The sequence below is a fragment of the Oceanicella sp. genome, from assembly GCF_056449545.1.
In genome coordinates, this window is record NZ_JBWOMN010000116.1 from 1 (window position 1) to 20832 (window position 20832).

Annotated in this window: 19 protein-coding genes; 6 read left to right on the forward strand and 13 right to left on the reverse strand. The window is 68.7% G+C overall.

Annotated elements, in window-relative coordinates; all coding sequences use genetic code 11:
- Positions 1–146: 146 nt before the first annotated feature.
- Entirely contained in the window at positions 147–908 is a 762-nt protein-coding gene (locus AC1HC7_RS14950; RefSeq protein ID WP_479496826.1) for a CDP-alcohol phosphatidyltransferase family protein, read from the reverse strand.
- A 14-nt stretch (positions 909–922) separates the two neighbouring features.
- Positions 923–1615 carry a phosphatidylserine decarboxylase gene (locus AC1HC7_RS14955; protein ID WP_479496827.1) on the reverse strand — a complete coding sequence of 231 codons (693 nt, stop codon included), beginning with the start codon at positions 1613–1615 and terminating at the stop codon, positions 923–925.
- A 304-nt stretch (positions 1616–1919) separates the two neighbouring features.
- Here AC1HC7_RS14955 and AC1HC7_RS14960 point away from each other — a divergent pair, with 304 nt between their 5' ends.
- Positions 1920–2915 (forward strand): NAD(P)H-dependent flavin oxidoreductase, encoded by a 996-nt coding sequence (locus AC1HC7_RS14960; protein ID WP_479496828.1) that lies wholly within the window; start codon positions 1920–1922, stop codon positions 2913–2915.
- 72 nt (positions 2916–2987) lie between these two features.
- Here AC1HC7_RS14960 and ilvN read toward each other — a convergent pair whose 3' ends face one another.
- The 11 genes from ilvN to phnD form a co-directional block, all read right to left on the reverse strand.
- A complete protein-coding gene (gene ilvN, locus AC1HC7_RS14965; RefSeq protein WP_479496829.1) occupies positions 2988–3557 on the reverse strand; it encodes an acetolactate synthase small subunit in 570 nt (189 codons plus the stop codon).
- A gap of 47 nt (positions 3558–3604) precedes the next feature.
- Positions 3605–5359 carry an acetolactate synthase 3 large subunit gene (locus tag AC1HC7_RS14970; protein WP_479496830.1) on the reverse strand — a complete coding sequence of 585 codons (1755 nt, stop codon included), beginning with the start codon at positions 5357–5359 and terminating at the stop codon, positions 3605–3607.
- Positions 5360–5752: 393 nt separating this feature from the next.
- Positions 5753–6670, reverse strand: coding sequence for a tRNA (adenosine(37)-N6)-dimethylallyltransferase MiaA (gene miaA, locus AC1HC7_RS14975; protein ID WP_479496831.1), 918 nt, complete (start codon positions 6668–6670; stop codon positions 5753–5755).
- Positions 6667–7293 (reverse strand): ATP-binding cassette domain-containing protein, encoded by a 627-nt coding sequence (locus AC1HC7_RS14980; protein ID WP_479496832.1) that lies wholly within the window; start codon positions 7291–7293, stop codon positions 6667–6669. The genes miaA and AC1HC7_RS14980 overlap by 4 nt, the downstream gene beginning before the upstream one ends.
- Positions 7290–7994 carry a molybdate ABC transporter permease subunit gene (gene modB, locus AC1HC7_RS14985; RefSeq protein ID WP_479496833.1) on the reverse strand — a complete coding sequence of 235 codons (705 nt, stop codon included), beginning with the start codon at positions 7992–7994 and terminating at the stop codon, positions 7290–7292. Before modB ends, AC1HC7_RS14980 begins: the two co-directional genes overlap by 4 nt.
- 147 nt (positions 7995–8141) lie before the next feature.
- On the reverse strand, positions 8142–8705 hold the full coding sequence (locus AC1HC7_RS14990; RefSeq protein ID WP_479496834.1) for a TetR/AcrR family transcriptional regulator: 564 nt from the start codon (positions 8703–8705) through the stop codon (positions 8142–8144).
- An 86-nt stretch (positions 8706–8791) separates the two neighbouring features.
- On the reverse strand, positions 8792–9799 hold the full coding sequence (locus tag AC1HC7_RS14995; protein ID WP_479496835.1) for an HAD-IIA family hydrolase: 1008 nt from the start codon (positions 9797–9799) through the stop codon (positions 8792–8794).
- 1 nt (position 9800) lies between these two features.
- Positions 9801–10619, reverse strand: a complete 819-nt coding sequence (gene phnE, locus AC1HC7_RS15000; protein WP_479496836.1) for a phosphonate ABC transporter, permease protein PhnE — start codon at positions 10617–10619, stop codon at positions 9801–9803.
- Complete coding sequence (gene phnE, locus AC1HC7_RS15005) at positions 10619–11440, reverse strand: phosphonate ABC transporter, permease protein PhnE (RefSeq protein ID WP_479496837.1); 822 nt, start codon at positions 11438–11440, stop codon at positions 10619–10621. The genes phnE (AC1HC7_RS15000) and phnE (AC1HC7_RS15005) overlap by 1 nt, the downstream gene beginning before the upstream one ends.
- Positions 11437–12252, reverse strand: a complete 816-nt coding sequence (phnC, locus tag AC1HC7_RS15010) for a phosphonate ABC transporter ATP-binding protein (RefSeq protein WP_479496838.1) — start codon at positions 12250–12252, stop codon at positions 11437–11439. Before phnC ends, phnE (AC1HC7_RS15005) begins: the two co-directional genes overlap by 4 nt.
- 86 nt (positions 12253–12338) lie before the next feature.
- Positions 12339–13319, reverse strand: coding sequence for a phosphate/phosphite/phosphonate ABC transporter substrate-binding protein (phnD, locus tag AC1HC7_RS15015; RefSeq protein ID WP_479496839.1), 981 nt, complete (start codon positions 13317–13319; stop codon positions 12339–12341).
- Positions 13320–13735: 416 nt separating this feature from the next.
- Here phnD and AC1HC7_RS15020 point away from each other — a divergent pair, with 416 nt between their 5' ends.
- From AC1HC7_RS15020 to AC1HC7_RS15040, 5 genes are all read left to right on the forward strand, one after another.
- Positions 13736–15412, forward strand: a complete 1677-nt coding sequence (locus AC1HC7_RS15020; protein ID WP_479496840.1) for a Na/Pi cotransporter family protein — start codon at positions 13736–13738, stop codon at positions 15410–15412.
- A 149-nt stretch (positions 15413–15561) separates the two neighbouring features.
- Positions 15562–16587 (forward strand): ABC transporter substrate-binding protein, encoded by a 1026-nt coding sequence (locus AC1HC7_RS15025; RefSeq protein WP_479496841.1) that lies wholly within the window; start codon positions 15562–15564, stop codon positions 16585–16587.
- Positions 16588–16606: 19 nt separating this feature from the next.
- Positions 16607–18808: an ABC transporter permease gene (locus tag AC1HC7_RS15030; protein WP_479496842.1), complete on the forward strand. Its 2202-nt coding sequence runs from the start codon at positions 16607–16609 to the stop codon at positions 18806–18808.
- A gap of 3 nt (positions 18809–18811) precedes the next feature.
- Positions 18812–19894 carry an ABC transporter ATP-binding protein gene (locus AC1HC7_RS15035; RefSeq protein ID WP_479496843.1) on the forward strand — a complete coding sequence of 361 codons (1083 nt, stop codon included), beginning with the start codon at positions 18812–18814 and terminating at the stop codon, positions 19892–19894.
- A 2-nt stretch (positions 19895–19896) separates the two neighbouring features.
- Complete coding sequence (locus AC1HC7_RS15040; protein ID WP_479499180.1) at positions 19897–20829, forward strand: alpha/beta hydrolase; 933 nt, start codon at positions 19897–19899, stop codon at positions 20827–20829.
- Positions 20830–20832 lie beyond the last annotated feature (3 nt).

Genomic DNA, 20832 nt, shown 5'->3' on the forward strand with positions numbered 1-20832 from the left:
GGCGAGCTGCGCCAGCGCCGCCTCGGGCCCCATGGGCGCGCTGGGCGCGCCATGGGCGACCAGCAGCGCCGGCCCGTTCGGGCGGGGCGGGGCGTCGTCGCGGGGGGGCTTGGGCATGGCGGTTTCCAAAACTCCGATACGCCGGCTCAACCGCCCTCAAGCTCGCGCCAGCGGCGGCGCGCGGACACCGGCAGGGACGCCAGATACAGCAGGTCGCCGGCGATCAGCGTGTGCCACGGATAGGCCGCCATCATCACGATGGCCCCGGTGACCAGCAGCACCACGGGCAGCAGGAATTTCTTCTCCACCCTCAGCCGCTTGACGGAAAACGTCGGCAGCTGGCTCACCGCCAGCCCGCCCACCAGCACCAGATACAGGAAGATCGCGATCGGATAATGGGCAAGCGCGTCCACCTCCAGCATCAGGAAATACATGGGCAGCAGCGCCAGGCAGGCCAGCGCCGGGGCCGGCACGCCGACGAAATAATCGGGGTTGGGCCGCGCGCCCGAACCTTCGGATTCGCTGTCCTGCATGGCGACGTTGAAGCGCGCCAGCCTGAGCGCGCAGCACACGCAAAGCACCAGCACCGCCAGCCAGCCGAGGCTTGCATAGGGGGTGCCGAAGAAGATCGCCTGATAGATCAGCAGCCCCGGCGCGATGCCGAAATTGAAGAAATCCGCCAGCGAATCCAGCTCTGCCCCCATGGGGCTGGCGCTGTCCAGCATCCGCGCCAACCGCCCGTCGATGGCGTCGAGCACCGCCGCCACAACGATCAGCAGCAGCGCGAATTCATAGCGCCCGTCCAGCCCCATGCGCATCGAGGTCAGGCCGGCGACGATCGCCATCACGGTGACGAAATTCGGGATCAGGCGCCGGAATGACAGGTATTTTCCGGATGGGTTGGTCATGGCGCGCGGCTCTCTCAGATCGCTTTGCAGGCGCGGGCGGTCTGGTCGCAGTCCAGATCGGCGAGCACGGTCTCGCCGGCCACCGTGGTCTGGCCGATGCACACCAGCGGCGCGGCGCCGACCGGCAGGTAGATGTCGAGCCGGCTGCCGAAACGGATCAGCCCGAAGCGCTCGCCGGTTTCAAGCGTGCGGCCCTCCTCAACCTCACATAGAATGCGCCGCGCCACCAGACCCGCGATCTGCACCACGCCGATCTGCGCGCCGGGCGCGTATTCGATGGTCAGGGCGTTGCGTTCGTTGTGCTCGCTGGCCTTGTCGAGCGAGGCGTTGACGAATTTGCCCTTGTGATAGGCGATGCGCTTGACCACGCCGCCGATGGGCGCCCGGTTCACGTGGCAGTTGAACACGTTCATGAACACCGAGACCCGCACCCGCTGGGTTTCGCCCATGCCCAGCTCGGCCGGCGGCGCCATGGCGGAGATCAGCGACACCACCCCGTCGGCGGGCGACACCAGCAGCCCGTCGCGCTGCGGCACGGCGCGAACCGGATCGCGAAAGAAATAGTAGCACCAGATCGTCGCCCCGAGCCCCGGCCAGAACAGCGGCTGCCACAGCAGCGTCAGCGCGAACGTGACCGCGGCGAAGACGGCGACGAACTTGCGGCCCTCGCGATGCATGGGAACGGCGACGATTTTCATCATGTTCATGACGGGATTCCATTTTTCGGGGCCGCATGATCCGACCGCGCCCAGCCTGCCGCGCCGGGGCGGCGCGCGGGGCACAAACTGTATGCTCGCGACGCGGCGGTAAAGGCCCAATCGAGCGATGCGCGCGCCGCCGGGCGGGTTTGGCGCGCAATGTCGCGATTTCGCCCGGCGGCGCGGCGGCGCGGCGACGCCCGCGCGCGGTTCGCCAACGCGCGGTTGCCAAACTGCGCCGGGCCCCTAGACTGACGATCCGCCATTCCCGATTCAAGGCCCGATTCAAGGCCCCAGGCAAGGATTCCGCCGCATGCCCGTCGCCACGCCGTTGACCGCCGCGCTCGGCATCCGACATCCGCTGCTGCTGGCCCCCATGGCCGGGGTCAGCGGCGGCGCGATGGCGCGGGCGGTGAGCGGCGCGGGCGGGCTCGGGATCATCGGCGGCGGCTATGGCGATCGCGACTGGCTGACGCGGGAACTGGCGCTGGCCGGGGATGCGCCCATCGGCGTCGGCTTCATCGCCTGGGCGCTGGAAAAGCAGCCGGCGCTGCTGGATCTGGCGCTGGAGCGCGCGCCGCGGGCGGTGTTCCTGTCATTCGGCGATCTGGCGCGGTTTCAGCCCCGGGTGGCGCGCGCCGGCACGACCTTGATCATGCAGGTGCAGCGCGTGGCGGATGCGCGCGCGGCGGCGGCCATGGGCGCCGACATCATCGTCGCGCAGGGCACGGAGGCGGGCGGTCATGGCGGCGTCCGGGCCACCATGCCGCTGGTCTCGGCCGTGGTCGACGCCATGGCCGAACTGGCGGCCGCGGGGCCAAGCGGCGCGGCGCCGATCCCGGTGGTTGCGGCGGGCGGGATCGCTGACGGGCGGGGCATGGCGGCGGCGCTGATGCTGGGCGCGGCGGGGGCGCTGTGCGGCACCGCGTTCTTCGCCTGCGCCGAATCCCTGGCCCATGAAAACGCCAAGCGGGCGGCGTTGGCCGGGTCCGGCGACGACACCGAGCGCAGCGCGCTTTTCGATGTGGCGCGCGGCCTTGACTGGCCCGCGCAATGGACCATGCGCACCCTGCGCAACGATTTCACCCGGCGCTGGCAGGACGGGGCGGCGGCGCTGGCCGAATCCCTCGACGCCGAGCGCGCCGGGATCGCGCGCGCCTTCGCGGCGCATGACATGTCGGTGGCGCCGACCATCGTCGGCGAGGCGGTGGACATGGTGCGCGCGCCGCTGCCCGCCGGGGCGCTGGTCGCGCGCATGATCGACGAGACCGAGACCCTGCTGCGCGGCGCGCCGGCCCTGCTGACCTGACGCCCGGCGCCGGTCCTTCGGGGGGGCGGGAGGGAGGCGTCAGCGCGAGGCCGGCGCCCCCCGCGCAGGGCTTCACATGCCGGAGGGGCCGCGCTTGATGCCCGCGACGCCGGTGCGCGCCACGTCCACCAGCCCCAGCGGCGTCATCAGTTCGATGAAGGCGTCGATCTTGGCCGGCGCTCCGGTCAGTTCGAACACGAAGCTTTCCAGCGTGGTGTCCACCACCGAGGCGCGGAACACCTGGCCCAGCCGCATGGATTCCACCCGCGCCTCGCCCACGCAGGCGACCTTGACCAGCGCCATTTCGCGCTCCACCGAGGGGCCCTCGGTGGTGAGGTCGATGACCTTGCGCGCCAGCACCAGCCGCCCGAGCTGCGCCTTGATCTGCTCGATCACCGCCGGGGTGCCGGTGGTGACGATGGTGATGCGCGAATGATGCGACACATGGTCGGTCTCGGCAACCGTCAGGCTTTCGATGTTGTAGCCGCGGCCCGAAAACAGCCCGATCACGCGGGCCAGCACGCCGGCCTCGTTCTGCACCAGCACCGCCAGGGTGCGGCGCTCCTCGCCCTCCTTCAGCGAAGGGCGAAGGTTGTAGGCGCTGTGGCCGGTGGAGCCTTGCTTGATGTTGAGAGCGCTCATGGCGCCGCCTCCTTGTTCGGTTCGTTCGGGTGGCGAGGCGGGGCGCGTCAGACAAGCACCGCGCCGTCGGATGCGATCGCCTTGTCGGCGCCGGCCTCGCCCATGAGCATCTCGTTATGGGCCTTGCCCGAGGGGATCATGGGGAAGCAGTTCTCGTGCTTTTCCACCATGCAGTCGAAGATCACCGGGCCGTCATGGGCCAGCATCTCGGCGATGGCCTCGTCCAGATCCGCCGGGTCCTCGCACCTGATCCCCTTGCAGCCGAAGGCCTCGGCCAGCTTGACGAAATCGGGCAGGGCCTCGGAATAGGATTGCGAATAGCGTTCGCCATGCAGCAGCTGCTGCCACTGGCGCACCATCCCGAGGCGTTCGTTGTTGAGGATGAACTGCTTGACGGGCAGGCGATACTGCACGGCGGTGCACATTTCCTGCATGACCATGACCCAGCTGGCCTCGCCCGCGACGTTGATCACCAGGCTGTCGGGATGCGCCACCTGCACGCCGATGGAGGCCGGCAGCCCGTAGCCCATGGTGCCCAGCCCGCCCGAGGTCATCCAGCGGTTGGGATCCTCGAAGCCCAGATACTGCGCCGCCCACATCTGGTGCTGGCCGACCTCGGTGGTGACGTAGCGGTCATGGCCCTTGGTCAGCGCCTCCAGCCGTTCCAGCGCGTATTGCGGCTTTATCACCGTGTCCGAGGGCGCGTAGTTCAGGCATCTGACGCTTTTCCATTCCTTGATCTGGCGCCACCAGTTGTCGACCCGGTCGGCGCGGGTCCTGGCGCCGCGCGCCTTCCAGACCGCCAGCAATTCGGCCATCACATGCGACACGTCGCCGATGATCGGCACGTCCACATGGATGATCTTGTTGATCGAGGAGGGGTCGATGTCGATATGCACCTTCTTCGAACCCGGCGAGAACGCGTCCGTGCGCCCGGTGATCCGGTCGTCGAAGCGCGCGCCGACGCAGAGCATGAAATCGCAGTCATGCATGGCCATGTTGGCCTCGAAGGTGCCATGCATGCCCAGCATCCCCAGCCAGCCCTTTCCCGAGGCCGGATAGGCGCCCAGCCCCATCAGCGTCGAGGTGACGGGAAAGCGGCTTTCCGCCGCCAGTTCGCGCAGCATGCGGCTGGCCTGCGGGCCGGAATTGATCACCCCGCCGCCCGAATAGATGATCGGGCGTTCGGCCTGCTCCAGCATCTCCACCGCGCGCAGGATCGCGTCCGCGTCGCCCTTCACGCGGGGGGCGTAATGCAGGGGCTTGGCCTCCTGCGGCGACTTGTAGGGGGCGGAGGCGAACTGCACGTCCTTGGGGATGTCGATCAGCACCGGGCCGGGGCGGCCTTTCTGGCAGACGTCGAAGGCCTGATGGATGGTGTCGGCCAGGTCCGCGGTGTCCTTCACCAGCCAGTTGTGCTTGGTGCAGGGGCGGGTGATGCCCACGGTGTCGGCCTCCTGAAAGGCGTCGTTGCCGATCATGAAGGTGGGCACCTGCCCGGTGAGGCAGATCAGCGGGATCGAATCCATCAGCGCGTCGGTCAGCCCGGTGACCGCGTTGGTGGCGCCGGGGCCCGACGTGACCAGAAACACCCCGGGCTTGCCGGTGGCGCGCGCGTAGCCTTCGGCGGCATGGGCGGCGCCCTGTTCGTGGCGCACCAGGATGTGGCGGATGTCGTTTTGCTGGAAGATCACGTCATAGATCGGGAGCACGGCCCCGCCGGGATAGCCGAATACGGTGTCCACGCCCTGATCCTTCAGGGCCTGAATCACGATCTGGGCGCCGGTCATGTCGCGGGGCATCGCATCTGTCTCCGTTTGCAGTCGTTTGCTGTGGGCGTCGTCTTGGATCAGTCGGGCGGCTCGATCAGGGGCAGGCACAAAAAAACCCCCGAGGCGGGGGTCATGCGCGCGGTCTCGGTGGATGCGGTTACATCCCCGGTTTCGCGCGCCAGCCGATAAGTACGATCTTGCGGATCATGGTCCGTCCCTTTCAAAGCCGAGGCAGGAGTATCACAGGGAATCGACAGGTCAAGCCCGGATTGCGCCATCGTCGATCCGAAATCGTGAAAATTTCCCCAACGCCGGGGGGGTTCGCGTTCTGGCCACGGTTTTCGCCCGGGGTCGCGCAATTTTCCGCAATCGGCGCGGCGTTCAGGGCGGCGGGGCCCCGGGCGCCGGACTGCGCCGGCGCCATCAAAGATCGGCGGCATCGAGCGCCGCCGCGGCCGAGCCGTAGGCGGGCCAGTCGCCCATGCGGTTGCGCAGCCAGGTCATCTGCCGCTTGGCGTAGTTGCGGGTCAGGGTCACGGCCTGCGCGCGCGCCGCCTCCAGCGTCATCTCGCCCGCCAGGCAGGCGGCCAGTTCGCGCGCCCCGATCGCCTTCATCGCCTGCGCCGAGGCCGGCGGGTCGAGCGCCAGCGCCGCGCGCACCTCCTCAAGCGCGCCTTGCGCCAGCATCGCGTCGAACCGCGCGTCGCAGCGGGCGTAAAGCCGGTCGCGATCCGGGGCGAGCCGCAGCGCGCAGGTCCCGTCCGGCGCCAGCAGCGGCGGCGGCGTGCGGTCCTGCAGGGCGGCCAGCCCCTCGCCGGCGGTTTCCAGCGCCTCCCAGGCCCGCATCAGCCGCATGGGGTTTCTGGCGTCGATGCGCGCCAGCGTGGCGGGGTCGCGGTTTTCAAGATCCGCCGCCAGCCCGTCGATCCCATGGGTTTCCAAAAACGCCACGGCGGCGGCGCGGATGTCCGGCGGGGTTTCGGGAATGTCGGCCAATCCCTCGGTCAGCGCCCGGAAATACAGACCCGTCCCGCCGACCACGATCGCCCGTCGCCCGGCGGCGGCGCAGTCCGCAAGCGCCTGCGCCGCGTCGCGCAGCCAGCGCCCGGCGGAATAGCCGTCCCGCATCGCCACATGGCCGTAGAGCAGATGCGGCGCCCGGGCTTCGTCCGCGGGGGAGGGGCGCGCCGACAGCGCCCGCCAGCCGGCATAGACCTGCAGCGCGTCGGCGTTGATCACCGCGCCGTCAAAGCGTTCGGCCAGCGCCAGCGCCAGCGCCGACTTGCCCGAGGCGGTGGGCCCGGCGATCAGGATCGGTCTTGGCGATTGCGCGGGGCTCATGCGGCGCGCCCGTTCTCCACCGGGATCAGTTTCGCGCCCAGGGCCTCGGCCTCCTCGCGCGCATGGGTGACGTAAAGGATCGGGGCCTGCGTCGAGCGCGCCAGCGCCGCCAGATAGGGCAGCAATTCCGCCTTGCGCGCCGCGTCCAGCGACGACAGCGGCTCGTCCATCAGCAGCAGCGAGGGCGCCCGCAGCAGGGCCCGCCCGATGGCCACGCGCTGCGCCTCGCCCCCCGACAGCGCCCGCGGGCGGCGCGCGAGCAGCGACCCGAGCCCCAGCAGCGCCACGGCGTCGTCAAGCGCGCCATCGTCCGGCGCGCCGTAAAGCAGGTTGGCGCGCACCGACAGATGCGGGAACAGCCGGGGTTCCTGAAACACCATGCCCAGATTGCGCGCCTGCACCGGCAGGTCGATCCCGGCGTCCGAATCGAAGAACACCTGCTCGCCGAAGGCGATCCGCCCCCGGTCCGGGCGGTTGAGCCCGGCGACGCAGCGCAGCAGCGAGGTCTTGCCGGCGCCCGAGGGCCCGAACAGCACCGTCGCCCCGGCCGCCGCGGTGAACGCCGCGGTCAGCGCAAAGCCGCCGCGCGTGGTCCAGGCGATGTCGACGCTCAGCCGCTTCACCGGCCTTCCCCGGACAGCCGTCGCCGCGTGCGCTTTTCCAGCACCTCCGATGCCGCGAAAGCCCCCAGCGCCGCGATCAGCGAGATCGCCACCAGCCGCGCCGCCGCCGCGTCGCCATTGGGCTGCTGCAGGGCCGAATAGATTGCGATGGGCAGGGTGCGGGTCTCGCCGGGGATGTTGGCGGCGAAGATGATGGTGGCGCCGAATTCCCCCAGCGCGCGCGCGAAGCCCAGCGACAGCGCCGCCAGGATCCCCGGCAGGCACAGCGGCAGCGACAGCGTCAGGAAAATCCGCCGTTCCGAGGCCCCGAGCGTGCGCGCCGCCTCCTCCAGCTTGGGATCCAGCGCCTCGATCGACAGGCGGCAGGCGCGGGCCATCAGCGGAAACCCCATCACCCCGGCGGCGATGGCGGCGGCCACCCAGGTGAAGGCGATTGAAATCCCGAATTCGTCATGCAGCCAGCCGCCGATCCAGCCCCGCCGCCCCAGCGCCATCAGCAGCAGATAGCCCACCACCACCGGCGGCAGCACCAGCGGCAGGTGGATCAGCGCCTTCAGCAGCGGCTTGCCGGGGAACCGCCAGCGCGCCAGCGCCCAGGCGGCGAGGAAGGCCAGCGGCAGCCCCGCGGCGGTCGCCGCCGCCGCCACCCGCATGGACAGCGCCAGCGCCTGCCATTCCGCCGATGTGATCGCCTCGAACATGGGCACAGCCTTAGCCGCGCGCGTGCGGGGGGTCCAGTGCCCCGGCTCAGGCGCCCGGACACGGCGCCCCGACGCCCGCCCATGACGCGCCGGCGCCCGCCCCGGGCGCAGGGCGGATCCCGATCCGCCATTGGCGCGAAAGCCGGGTCAGGGGATGGCGGCCGCCACCAGCGTCTGCGCCGCGGCTTTCGCCTCGCCCGCGGGGTCCTTCATGTGGCCCAGATGCGCGGTGACGATGGCGCCCTCCTGCAGCAGCATCAGCGCGTGGGCGAGCGTTTCGGGATCGCGCGCCCCGGCCCTGCGCGCCAGATCGATCATCCAGTTCTGCAGCAGGCGCTTGTGTTCGGCGGAAATCGCATGGATCGGATGCCCGCGATCCTGGTATTCCGACGCCGCCTTGATGAACAGGCAGCTGCGGAAGTCCGGCTTGGCGAACCACGCGCCCAGCGCGTCGAACGACGCGATCAGCCGCCCGCGCGGGGTGTCGGCGAAATCTTCGACGCGGCGGATGAAATCGTTGCGGAAATTTTCGTCGCGCAGGCGCAGGACCGCGAGGATCAGATCCTCCTTGGTGCGGAAATGCTTGTACATCGAGGTCTTGGAGATGCCGGTTTCCCTGGCCAGCAGGTCCATGCCGGCGGCGTGGAAGCCCTCGCGATAGAACACCTTCAGCGCCTTGCGCACCAGTTCGTCGCGTTTGTTGGGTCGCATGGGCCGCTCCTTGGGTGAACCAGTCTGTAAATAGGCATCCCCGGGCGGTTTGGCCAGCGTTGGGCGAGGTTGGGCGGCGCGCCGGTTCAGACGGTCTGCAGCAGATAGGTGGGAACGATGCCCGATCGCGCAATGAACGGTTCGGGATCGCAGCCCGCGAACAGCCCGTGCCCGGCGATCAGCGCGGTGTCAAACCCGGCGGCGGCGCCGCCCAGGATGTCGGTGTGCAGCGTGTCGCCCACCATCACCACGCGCCCCGCGTCGCGCCCGAGCCGCGCGCGCGCCAGATCGAACGCGTTGCCGAACGGCTTGCCGAAGAATTCCGGCGTCAACCCGGTTTCGGCGCCCAGTTCGTCGGCCAGCGCATGGGCGAAATGCCCCGGGGCCAGCGTGAACCCGGTTTCGCGCGGGGCGACGATGTCGGGATTGCCCACCAGCAGCGGGCGCGGGCGGGCGCGCAGCGCGTCGCGCAGGCGGGTCTGGCGCGCGGCGCTCCAGTCGCTGCTGCCGAGCAGCAGGAACCCCCGCGCCGCCGCGTAGATCGCCGGATCGTCGCCCAGCAGCGCGGCGGGGGGGCCGAGTTCGTCGATGCGCGCGCGCGCCGGCGCCATCACCCCCCATGGCGCGGGGGCGCTGGCGGGGTCTCTGGTGGGGCGCAGGGCGAGCGCCGCGCGCAGCGCGTCGCGGCTTGAAACCACGTCCTCGGCGGCGAAATCGAACCCCATGCGGCGGAAATTCGCCACCGCGGCGGCGCGGGTGTGGGTGGCGCCGTTGGTCAGCGCCAGCACTCGCTTGCCCGCCCGTTGCAGCGCCGCCACCGCCGCCGTCGCGCCGGGGATCGGGGTCTGGCCGAGATTGAGCACCCCGAAGGCGTCGAGCAGGAAGGCGTCGTAGCGTTCGGCGATGTCGCCGAGATTTTCGCCGCGTTCTGGCCCGCCGCGTTCTGGCCCGTCGCGCCCGGTTCCGCCGCGCGCCAGGGCGGCGGGGAGGGCCGGGAAGGCGGGGAAGGCGGGCAGGCGATGGCGCGCCGCCTCGTAGGCGGCGAAGGCGGCCGCCGCATCCCTGATCGCCCTGGTCCGGGTCTTGGTCCGCATCTCAGATGATCGCGCCGCGCACCTTGGCCGAGACCCATTCGCTCACCAGCACCGCCAGGAAGATCACCAGCAGGATCAGACTGACCTGCGGCCAGGCGAGGGTGTTGAGCGAGGCCTGCAATTGCAGGCCGATGCCCCCGGCGCCCACCAGCCCCAGCACGGTGGATTCGCGGATGTTGATGTCCCAGCGGAACACCGCGATTCCGGCCAGCGCCGGCATGATCTGGGGCACGATGCCGAACACCATCACCTGCCAGCGGCTGGCGCCGGTGGCGGTGATCGCCTCGACCTGCACCGGGTTGATTTCCTCGATCGCCTCGTAAAGCAGCTTGGCGCAAAAGCCGATGGAGCGGATGGCGATGGCGATCAGCCCGGCGAACACCCCGGGGCCGATGATGGCGATCAGCAGCAGCGCCCAGACCAGCGAATTGATCGAACGGGTGGAGACGATGATCAGCAGCGCGACGGGGCGGATGAACAGCGCGCTCGGCGTGGTGTTGCGCGCCGCCAGAAACGCCACCGGAATCGCCATGATCAGCGACAGCACCGTGCCCAGGGTGGCGATGTTGAGCGTGTCCCAGAGCGGGCCCCACAGCTTTGCCATGTAGGACCAGCGCGGCGGCGTCGCCCGGTCGAGGATGTCCCCGGCGATGGCCGGCGCGTCCCAGACGAAGAACCAGGTGGTGGAGTCCGAGATCACGTTCCAGCACCACATGAACAGCGCGATCCCGGCGAGCCACGCCGCCCAGTGGGTCAGCGCCGATTTGCGATCCCGCAGGCGCCAGACCTGCTGACCGGCGGCATTGGTCGAAATCGCCATCACTGCACCTTCGCGCGGATGATGCCGGAGAGGTATTCGAGCGTCATCACGGTTCCTATGATGATGATCAGGATCGCCGCCGCGGTGTCGAATTCGTAGCGGTCGAAGGCGGTGTTGAGCGTCGCGCCGATGCCCCCGGCGCCCACAAGCCCCAGGATCGCCGATTCGCGGAAATTGATGTCGAGCCGGTACATGGACAGCCCGATCAGGCGGGGCATCACCTGCGGCTGCACGCCGTAGGCGATCCATTGCAGCCAGGGCGCGCCGGTGGCGCGCACCGCCTCGGCCTGCGAACGGTCCATGGATTCGATGTCCTCGGCCAGCAGCTTGGACAGGAAGCCGATGGTGGCGAAGCTCAGCGTCAGAAACCCGGCCAGCGGGCCGAAGCCGAAGATCGCCACCAGCAGGATCGCCACGATGATTTCATGCAGCGCCCGGCTGACTGCGATGACGGCGCGGCAGGCCAGATACACCGGCAGCGGCGCGATGTTGCGCGCCGCGCCCAGCCCGATGGGGATCGAGATGGCGATCCCCACCACCGTCGCGGCCATGGTCATGATGGCGCTCTCGATCATGCCCTCGCGGATGTCGGTCCAGCGGCTGACGAAATCCGGGCTGGCGAAGGCGGTGATGAAGGCGAGCCCGCGCTCCAGCCCCTCGTAGACCCGCGACCAGTTCACGTCGATGGTCAGGAAGGCGGCGACCAGGTAGATCGCCGCCGCGGCCATCAGGGTCCAGCGCAGCCAGTCGCGCTGGATCAGCGGCGGGCGTTTCCAGCGACGGCCAAGCAGCGCGTCCAGTTCCGTGGCGGCGGCGTTCATGCCACCGCCTCCGCCCCGGGTTCGCCGTCCCCGTCCTCATCTTCGTCCTCGATCTTGTCGATGGTGGCCTCCCAGTCCTCCTCGCCGTAGATCAGCGTCAGGACGTCGGGGGTCAGGTCCTCGGGCGGGCCGTCGAACTGGATTTCGCCGGCCTTCAGGCCGATGACCCGCTGCACGAACATCTGCGCCAGCAGCACGTCGTGGATGTTGATGATCGCCGCGAGATCGCGTTCCTCGCACAATTCGCAGATCAGGCGCATGATCTGGCGCGAGGTTTTCGGGTCCAGCGACGCCGTGGGCTCATCCACCAGCAGCAGCGCCGGGTCCTGGATCAGGGCGCGGCAGATGCCGACCCGCTGGCGCTGGCCGCCGGACAATTCGTCGGCGCGCTTGTCGGCCATGTGGGCGAGCCCGACGCGGTCGAGCAGGCGGAACGCCTCGTCCACGTCCGATTGCGGGAACCGGCGCAGGAAGCTGCGCCAGAATCCCACGTAGCCGAGGCGCCCGGACAGCACGTTTTCCATCACCGTCAGGCGTTCGACCAGCGCGTATTCCTGAAAGATCATGCCCATGCGGCGGCGTTCGCGGCGCAGGGCGCGGGCGCCGAGCGCGCTCACCTCCACGTCCTCGAGCGTCACCGTGCCGCTGGTGGGCTGCACCAGCCGGTTGATGCAGCGGATCAGCGTGGACTTGCCCGCGCCCGACGGGCCGATCAGCGCCAGAACCTGCCCCTGGGGCACCTCCAGCGTCACCGCGTTCAGGGCGCGATCGCCGGTGTTGTAGGTCTTGGTCAGCTTGTCCAGACGCAGCATGCGCGCGCTCCTGTTGCGAGAGGCAGTGTCGATGCGAAATGGGGCGGCCCGCGTTGGGCCGCCCCTTCAGCCGGTTGGCGCCGGTCTTACTTGCAGGCGTAGGATACGCCGTTGGCGGCGTCGATCTTGCGGATCACGTTCCAGAAATCCTTGTAGTTCATCTCGATGAACTGGCCTTCGTTGGATTTCTCGAATTCCTTCTGCAGCGAGGAGCCTTCCCACTCGAAGGTGAAGAACGCCTCGCGGATCTTCGCGGCCAGTTCCGGGTTCAGGTCATGGGCGACGCCGAAGCCGGTGGTCGGGAAGGTCTGCGACTTGTAGATCGAGATCACCTGATCGGGGGTGATCACGTCGCGCTTGATCATCCGGTGCATCACCGAATTGGCGATCGAGGCGGCCAGGTAATCCTTGTTGGCGACGCCGAGGATCGAATTGTCATGCTTGCCCGAAAAGGTGGGTTCGAAGTCACGCTCGGGGATCATGTCGTAATCGGCCTTCAGGATCGCCGAGGGCGCCTTGAAGCCGGAATTCGAGGTCGGCGAGGTGAAGGCGAGCTGCTTGCCGCGGATGTCCTCGACTTTTTCGATGCCCGATCCCGGATAGGTGATGATTTCCATCTCGTACCCGAAATTGCCGTCTTTCGAGGCCATGATGGTGAACGGGTTGAAGCCCGCGCAGTTCACCGCCAGCGGATTCGACCCGGTGTTGAAGCCGGCGATGTGCAGGCGGCCCGAGCGCATGGCCTCGATCTGGGCGGCGTTGGACTGCACCGGGAAGAACAGCGCCTTCTTGCCGGTCACCTTTTCGAGATGCGCGAGGAAATCCGACCATGCCTCCTTGTAGACCGCCGGATCCTCGACCGGGGTGTAGGCGAAGATCAGCGTGTCCGGGTCTTTCCATTTCGCCGGATCGGTCGGCGCGTCGGCGATCAGATCGCCGTTGCGGTCGCAATAGCGGGCGTCAAGATCGCCGCGCGGGCAATCCTCGGCGGCCTGGGCCGCGGGAACGGCGAGCGCGAGGCCCGCAATCATCGCCGCGACGCTTGCCAGTGAAGTGCCGATGTGCATGTGGTGGTCTCCCTGATGGTTTGACTGTTGGATGGGACTATGGGACGCGGCGCGGGTTTCGCGCCTCCGGCGCAGCTTCGGATCGGTTGCCCTGCGCGCCGCGAAAACGGCCGACGCAGCGGGGCGGCTGCTCTTTTTTCAACTAAATCCGTTGGCGAGATGTTTTGCAAACTTTTTATGACAGTTTGATGACGCTCGCTATTGTTCGTTTTGCGCGGATATGACACTAGACCAGAAGCGACTCGTCGCCGCGCCGCCGCCGGACGCCTTCGCGCGGGGCGTTCGGGGCGCAGGGCCCGCCGGGCGGGCGGGGCGCCTTTCTTGCCCGGACCGGGCGAAGCGACCATCTTGATTCGTCCGGGGACGGACGCTGAATTCGCCCCGGCCGGTCCGGGGACGCCGACCATGGAGCCGCCGTGAACGACACCACCGCTTCCCTTGCGCTGCTGAACCTGCTGGGTTCGGTCGCGCTGCTGCTCTGGGGCCTGCGCATGGTGCGCACCGCCGCCGAGCGTTCGCTGGGGAGCAACCTCGACCGGCGCCTGCGCCAGATCGCCGGCGGGCGGGTGCGGGCGCTGCTGTTCGGCGGCGCGGCGGCGGCGATGCTGCAATCCTCCACCGCCGTGGTGCTGCTGGGCGCCGGCTTCGTCGCCAAGGCGCGGCTGCTGCTGCCCGCGGGGCTGGCGATCGCGCTGGGCGCGGATGTGGGCAGCGCCGTCTCGGCGCAGATCCTGACCATGGACATCCGCGAAATCTCGCCCGGGCTGATCCTGATCGGCTACGCGCTGTTCCAGCTGTCCAGCACCAAGCGCATCCGCCATCTGGGCCGGGCGCTGATCGGGCTGGGGCTGATGCTGTTCGCGCTCGGCCAGATCGTTGGCATGTCCGAGGCTATTCGCGGCTCGACCACCGTGCCGGTGCTGATCTCGGCGCTGTCCGAGGACCCGGTGCTGGCGATCCTGGCGGCGGCGCTGCTGACCTGGCTGGCGCATTCCAGCCTTGCCATCGTGCTGCTGATCGCCTCGCTGGCGCATGTGGGCACGGTCACCGGCTCGGCCTCGGTGTATCTGCTGCTCGGGGCCAATCTGGGCGCGGCGCTGCCGGCGCTGGCGGCCTCCATGGGCGAAACCATGCCGGGGCGGCGCGTGGCCATCGGCAACCTGCTGTTCCGCAGCCTCGGGGTGCTCACCCTGTCCTTCGCGGCGCAGCGCTATTTCGATTTCGCCACGGCGCAGGGGCTCGACGACAAGGCCATCGTGGTGCTGGGGCATCTGGGCTTCAACGTCATCGTGGCGCTGGCGTCGCTGCCCTTCGTCGGGCTGGTGGCTGATTTCCTCGAACGCGCCTTCCCCGGCGCCGCCGAAATCGCGCCGCCGCGCGCCGTGCCGCGCTATCTGGACCATGACGCGCTGGGCTCGCCGTCGCGGGCGCTGGGCAACGCGCGGCGCGAAAGCGTGCGGCTCGCCGATCTGGTGCAGGAGATGCTCGACAACACCGAGGAATCGCTGGCCCCGGGCGCGTCCGAGGACCTGCCGGTCGCGATTTCGCGCGCCGAGGACGACGTGGACATGCTGAATTCGGCGATCAAGTTCTACGTCACCGAACTGACCCGCGAACCGCTGTCCCATGACGAAAGCCGCCAGGCGCACACGGTGATCAGCTTTTCCACCAACATGGAGCACATCGCCGACATCATGGACCGCAACATCCGCCGGCTGGCGGATCGCAAGCGCAAGGCCGGGCTGCGGTTTTCGGACGAGGGCGCGGCCGAGATCACCGACATCTTCAACCGCCTGCGCGAGGCGATGCAGACCGCCGTCGCCGCCTTCATGGCCGATGACGAGGAGCTGGCCGAGCAGATCATCGCCGAGAAACGATCGTTCCGCGACGAGGAGCAGCTCGCCTACCAGCAGCATCTGGAGCGCCTGCGCGAGGGCAACGTCGCCTCCATCGACACCTCGGCGATCCATCTGGACCTGCTGCGCGATCTCAAGCGGGTGCATTCGCACCTGACCTCGATCGCCTACACCATCGCCGAACGCGACCCGCCCGAGGAAGGAGAATCCGGCCAGGCGCGCGAAGGCGGCTTGTAAGCGGCGCGTATCTGGCGCAGCTTGGAACAGGCGTTCCAATGACAACAACCGGAACATACGGTTGAAAAACGATCCGGGGCGGCGGGGCGCGGGCGACATGCGCGGGTCCGGTCAACAGAGCCGAAGAAACGCAAAACTGGGAGAACGAAATGAAGATCAACCTGAAAACCACCCTCGCGGCGGCGCTGCTCGCCCTGACGGCCGCGCCGGCCATGGCGGCCGAGAAGATGACGCTGTATTGCAGCGCCCAGGAAGACTGGTGCCAGCTGATGGCCACGGGCTTCGAGGCCGAGACCGGCATCAAGGTGGCCATGACCCGCGCCAGTTCGGGCGAGACCTTCGCCCGCATCAAGGCCGAATCCGCCAATCCCAAGGGCGACGTGTGGTGGGGCGGCACCGGCGATCCGCATTTGCAGGCCGCCGAGGAAGGGCTGACCGCGCCCTACGTGTCGCCCATGCGCGCGAAACTGTTCGACTGGTCGATCCGCCAGGCCGAGGCCGCGGGCGACCGCACCATCGGCATCTATTCCGGGGCGCTCGGCTACGGCTACAACACCGAATTGCTGGCCGCCAACGACCTGCCGGTTCCGGCCTGCTGGAAGGACCTGACCAAGCCGGTCTACAAGGGCTTCGTGCAGATGGCCAACCCGAACTCCTCGGGCACCGCCTACACCACGCTGGCGACCATCGTGCAGCTGTTCGGCGAGGACAAGGGCTTCGAATTCATGAAGGCCCTGCACAAGAACATCAACCAGTACACCAAGTCCGGCTCGGCCCCGATCAAGGCCGCGGCGCGGGGCGAGAACACCATCGGCATCGTGTTCATGCATGACGCGGTGAAGCAGGCGGTGTCCGGCTTCCCGATCAAGGTGGTGGCCCCCTGCGAGGGCACCGGCTACGAAATCGGCTCCATGTCGATCATCGAGGGCGGGCGCAACCCCGAGAACGCGCGCAAGTTCTACGACTGGGCGCTGCGCGCCGACGTGCAGTCGCGCTCGCTGGAGGTGAAGGCCTTCCAGGTGATGTCCAACAAGGGCGCGAAATCCTCGCCCGACGCGCCGGACCTGTCCAGCATCAAGCTCATCGACTACGACTTCAAGAAGTATGGCTCCTCCACCGAGCGCAAGCGGCTTCTGAAGAAGTGGGACGACGAGGTGAAGTCGCTGCCGCAATAAGACCGGCGGAGCGGCTTTCATGAACCGCACGGTTCTGTTCTGGACCCTCATCGGGGCGGCGGGCTGGTGCCTGCTGCCCTGGTATGTGCTGGAAGACGGTTTCTTCAGCTTCGAATGGCTGTTCGACGGCTACCCGTTCGACACCGATTACGCGCCGGGGCTGTTTCTCGCCATGCAGGGCGAGAAGATGTGGCTGGCGCCGCTGATCCTGCCGATCCTGGCGCCGCTGCTCACCTGGGGGCGCGCCAAGGGCGACCCGTTCTACGGCCGGGTGCTGCTGTGGTCGGGGGTCATCGGCATCGCCTGGATGTTCGGGCAGGGGTTTGCGATCGGCCTGCGCGGCTGGAACGCCGGCTGGCTCAACGACCTGTTCGGGCCGCTGGGGGACCGGCAGTTCGGCATGGGCTACGGGGCGTTCTTCGTCGCCTCGGGTTTCCTGTTTTCCATCACCCAGGGCTTCGCGGCCCGCGGCGCCGCCAAGGGCGACGTGTTCGTGTCCGGGGTCATCGGGCTGGTGATCGCGCTGGTGGCGGCGTTCATCGCGTTCCCGATCCTGCAGATCCTCGAAGGCGCGATGGTCAACGAGGACAACGCCTATTCGATCCTCGCCTTTCTCGACCGCTTCACCGACCGCAAGATCTGGGGGCTCGGCTGCTTCGGCGGCGGCGTCAGCTGCGGCGCGGCGTGGAATTCGCTGCTGCTGGCGATCGTGGTCGGGGCCTCGACCGCGGCGCTGGGACTGGCCTTCGCGCTGGTGGCGACGCGCTCCGGGCTGACGCGGATGAAGGCGTTTCGCGCGCTCAGCGTGCTGCCGATCATCACCCCGCCCTTCGTCATCGGGCTCGCCATCATCCTGCTGTTCGGGCTGTCGGGTTCGGTCACCGGCTTCATGGCCGACCTGTTCGGGGTCAAGCCGACGCGCTGGATCTACGGCATGCCCGGCATCCTGATCGCGCAATTGCTGAGCTTCACCCCCATCGCCTTCCTGGTGATGATCGGCGTGGTGGAGGGCGTGAGCCCGTCGATGGAGGAGGCCGCCCAGACCCTGCGCGCCGGGCGCTGGCAGACGTTCCGCACCGTCACCCTGCCGCTGATGCGCCCCGGGCTGGCCAACGCCTTCCTGCTCGGGTTCATTGAAAGCATGGCCGATTTCGGCAATCCGCTGGTGCTCGGCGGCAATTTCAGCGTGCTGTCCACGGAGATATTCTTCGCCATCGTCGGGGCCCAGAACGATCAGGGCAAGGCGGCGGTGCTGGCCATCATCCTGCTGATCTTCACCCTGTCGGCGTTCTTCGCGCAGCAGCGCTGGGTGGGGCGCAAATCCTACGCCACGCTCACCGGCAAGGGCGACGCGGGGCGCCATCCCCCGCTGCCCGAGGGGCTGAAGCTGTCGATCTACGCCATTGTCGGGCTCTGGACCTTTTTCACCATCACCATCTACGCGATGATCTTCTATGGCGGCTTCGTGGAGATCTGGGGCCTCAACAACACCATCACCCTCAAGCATTACATCACCGCCTTCTCGGTGGACTGGACCGCGCACGGGCTGCAATGGACCGGGGCGGCGTGGAATTCGTTCTGGACCACGATCCAGATCGCCGCCACCGCGGCGCCGCTGACCGCCGCCATGGGGCTGGTCACCGCCTATGTGCTGGTGCGTCAGGATTTCGCCGGCAAGAAGTCGTTCGAATTCATGACCATGCTCAGCTTCGCCATCCCGGGCACGGTGATCGGCGTCAGCTACGTGGTGGCCTTCAACGTGCCGCCCATCGAAATGACCGGCACCGCGGCGATCCTGGTGGTGAGCTTCATATTCCGCAACATGCCGGTGGGGGTGCGCGCCGGGGTCGCGGCGATGAGCCAGATCGACCGCTCGCTGGACGAGGCCTCGCTGACGCTGGGGGCGAATTCCTGGACCACCTTCCGCAAGATCATCCTGCCGCTGCTGCGCCCGGCGATCCTGGCGGCGCTGGTCTACAGTTTCGTGCGGGCGATGACCGCGATCAGCGCGGTGATCTTCCTGGTCAGCGCCGAATACGACATGGCGACCAGCTACATCATCGGACGGGTCGAAAACAACGATTACGGGCTGGCCATCGCCTATTCGACCGCGCTGATCTTCGTGATGCTCGCGGCGATCGGGCTGTTGCAGCTGCTGGTCGGAGAACGCAAGATCGGACGGCGGGGCGTGGTCCCGACCTCCGTCGCCGCCGGGGGATAGCGCATGGCGCAGATAAGAAGCAGAGCGGCCTCGGTCGAATTCCGCAACGTCACCAAGATCTACGGCGGCGACGCGCGGGCGGTGGACGACATCTCGCTGAAGGTCGAGGCGGGGGAACTGGTGACCCTGCTCGGCCCCTCGGGCTGCGGCAAGACCACGACGCTGCGCATGATCGCCGGGCTGGAGCCCGCCACCTCCGGCGCCATCCTGATCGGCGACGCCGACGTGACCGCGCTGCCGGCCACGGAACGCGACGTGTCCATGGTGTTCCAGTCCTACGCGCTGTTCCCGCACATGAGCGTCGGGGAAAACGTCGCCTACGGGCTGGTGATGTCGGGCATGGGCAAGGCCGAGGTCGCCGAGCGCGCCCAGGCCGGGCTGGAACTGGTGGGCCTGCAAGGGTTTGCCGACCGTCTGCCCAGCGAATTGTCCGGCGGCCAGCAGCAGCGCGTCGCCGTGGCCCGTGCGCTGGTGCTCGAACCCCAGGTGCTGCTGTTCGACGAACCGCTGTCCAATCTCGACGCCCGCCTGCGCCGCCGGGTGCGCGACGAGATCCGCGAGATCCAGCAGACTCTCGGCCTGACCGTGGTCTACGTCACCCATGACCAGGAAGAGGCGCTGGCGGTGTCCGACCGCATCATCGTGATGAATCAGGCGGTGATCGCGCAGATCGGCACGCCGCGCGACCTGTATGAGCACCCCGCCAACGCCTTCGTCGCGGATTTCATCGGCGAGGCCAATCTGCTGCCCTGCGAAATCGTCGCCGCCGCCGGCGACGCGGCGCAGGTGCGCATCGGCGAGGCCGAGATCTCCCTGCCGGCGCGGGGGCTTGGCGCCGGGCCGGCGCTGCTGGCGGTGCGCCCCAACCTCGCCGGTTTCACCCGCGATCCGACCGAGGGCGATCTGGTGGGCACGGTGCGCAAGACCACCTATGTGGGGCGGCATGTGGAATATTCGGTGGAAACCGCGGTGGGCGATCTGTTCGTCACCAGTCTGGACACCAATGCCGGGATCGAGGCCGGTGCGGCGATCGGCCTGAACCTGCGCCAATCCAGGCCGATCCTGCTGCCGCGCTCGGACGCGTAGCGATGGACTACGCCGAAAAAATCGACGCCGAGACCTGGGATTTCATCCGCAAGACCGCCGACTGGTATCCGGCGGACGCCGCCGCGATGGACGTGGCGCAGCAGCGCGAAATCTACGACCGCATGTGCCGGGCGTTCTTCGCGGGCCGCCCGGAGGGCGTGCGCGCCGAGGATCGCCGCATCGGCGACGTGCCGGCGCGGCTTTACGCCAGCGTCAGGCCCGGCGCCGGCGCCGCGGCGGTGGTCTATTTCCACGGCGGCGGCTTCGTGGTCGGCGGGCTGGAAAGCCATGACGACGTCTGCGCCGAGATCTGCGATCGCACCGGGTTCGACGTGGTCTCGGTGGATTACCGCATGTCGCCCGAACACGCCCATCCGGCGGCCTTCGACGACTGCCTCGCGGCGACGCGCTGGGCGGCGGCGCATTTCGGCAAGCCGCTGCTGCTGGTCGGGGACAGCGCCGGGGGCAACCTCGCGGCGGCGGTGGCCCACGCGGCGCGCGGGAAGATCACGGCGATCGCCGGGCAGGTGCTGATCTATCCCGGGCTTGGCGGCGACATGGACCGGGGATCGTATCTGGACCACGCCGAGGCCCCGATGCTGACCCGCGACGACATTCTGGCGTATCAGCAGCTGCGCTTTCGCGGCGCGCCGCCGCCGCGCGACGACCCCACCTGCGCGCCGTTGCGCGACGCGGATTTCACCGGCCTGCCGCCCACGGTGATCGTGTCGGCGGAATGCGATCCGCTTTCCGACGACGGTCGGCGCTATCGCGACCGGGCGCTGGCGGCGGGGGGCAGGGCGGCGTGGTTCAACGAAGCCGGGCTGGTGCACGGCTATCTGCGCGGGCGAACGAGCGTCCGCCGCGCCCGCGACAGCTTTGAGCGCATCATCGCCGCCATCGCGGCGCTGGGGCGGGGCGACTGGCCCTTCTGAGCC

Bases quoted from the DNA above. Each gene is read 5' to 3' on its own strand.
- AC1HC7_RS14950 (WP_479496826.1), bottom strand. From the start codon at position 908: ATGACCAACCCATCCGGAAAATACCTGTCATTCCGGCGCCTGATCCCG.
- AC1HC7_RS14955 (WP_479496827.1), bottom strand. From the start codon at position 1,615: ATGAACATGATGAAAATCGTCGCCGTTCCCATGCATCGCGAGGGCCGC.
- AC1HC7_RS14960 (WP_479496828.1), top strand. From the start codon at position 1,920: ATGCCCGTCGCCACGCCGTTGACCGCCGCGCTCGGCATCCGACATCCG.
- ilvN (WP_479496829.1), bottom strand. From the start codon at position 3,557: ATGAGCGCTCTCAACATCAAGCAAGGCTCCACCGGCCACAGCGCCTAC.
- AC1HC7_RS14970 (WP_479496830.1), bottom strand. From the start codon at position 5,359: ATGCCCCGCGACATGACCGGCGCCCAGATCGTGATTCAGGCCCTGAAG.
- miaA (WP_479496831.1), bottom strand. From the start codon at position 6,670: ATGAGCCCCGCGCAATCGCCAAGACCGATCCTGATCGCCGGGCCCACC.
- modB (WP_479496833.1), bottom strand. From the start codon at position 7,994: ATGTTCGAGGCGATCACATCGGCGGAATGGCAGGCGCTGGCGCTGTCC.
- AC1HC7_RS14990 (WP_479496834.1), bottom strand. From the start codon at position 8,705: ATGCGACCCAACAAACGCGACGAACTGGTGCGCAAGGCGCTGAAGGTG.
- AC1HC7_RS14995 (WP_479496835.1), bottom strand. From the start codon at position 9,799: ATGCGGACCAAGACCCGGACCAGGGCGATCAGGGATGCGGCGGCCGCC.
- phnE (WP_479496836.1), bottom strand. From the start codon at position 10,619: ATGGCGATTTCGACCAATGCCGCCGGTCAGCAGGTCTGGCGCCTGCGG.
- phnE (WP_479496837.1), bottom strand. From the start codon at position 11,440: ATGAACGCCGCCGCCACGGAACTGGACGCGCTGCTTGGCCGTCGCTGG.
- phnC (WP_479496838.1), bottom strand. From the start codon at position 12,252: ATGCTGCGTCTGGACAAGCTGACCAAGACCTACAACACCGGCGATCGC.
- phnD (WP_479496839.1), bottom strand. From the start codon at position 13,319: ATGCACATCGGCACTTCACTGGCAAGCGTCGCGGCGATGATTGCGGGC.
- AC1HC7_RS15025 (WP_479496841.1), top strand. From the start codon at position 15,562: ATGAAGATCAACCTGAAAACCACCCTCGCGGCGGCGCTGCTCGCCCTG.
- AC1HC7_RS15030 (WP_479496842.1), top strand. From the start codon at position 16,607: ATGAACCGCACGGTTCTGTTCTGGACCCTCATCGGGGCGGCGGGCTGG.
- AC1HC7_RS15035 (WP_479496843.1), top strand. From the start codon at position 18,812: ATGGCGCAGATAAGAAGCAGAGCGGCCTCGGTCGAATTCCGCAACGTC.
- AC1HC7_RS15040 (WP_479499180.1), top strand. From the start codon at position 19,897: ATGGACTACGCCGAAAAAATCGACGCCGAGACCTGGGATTTCATCCGC.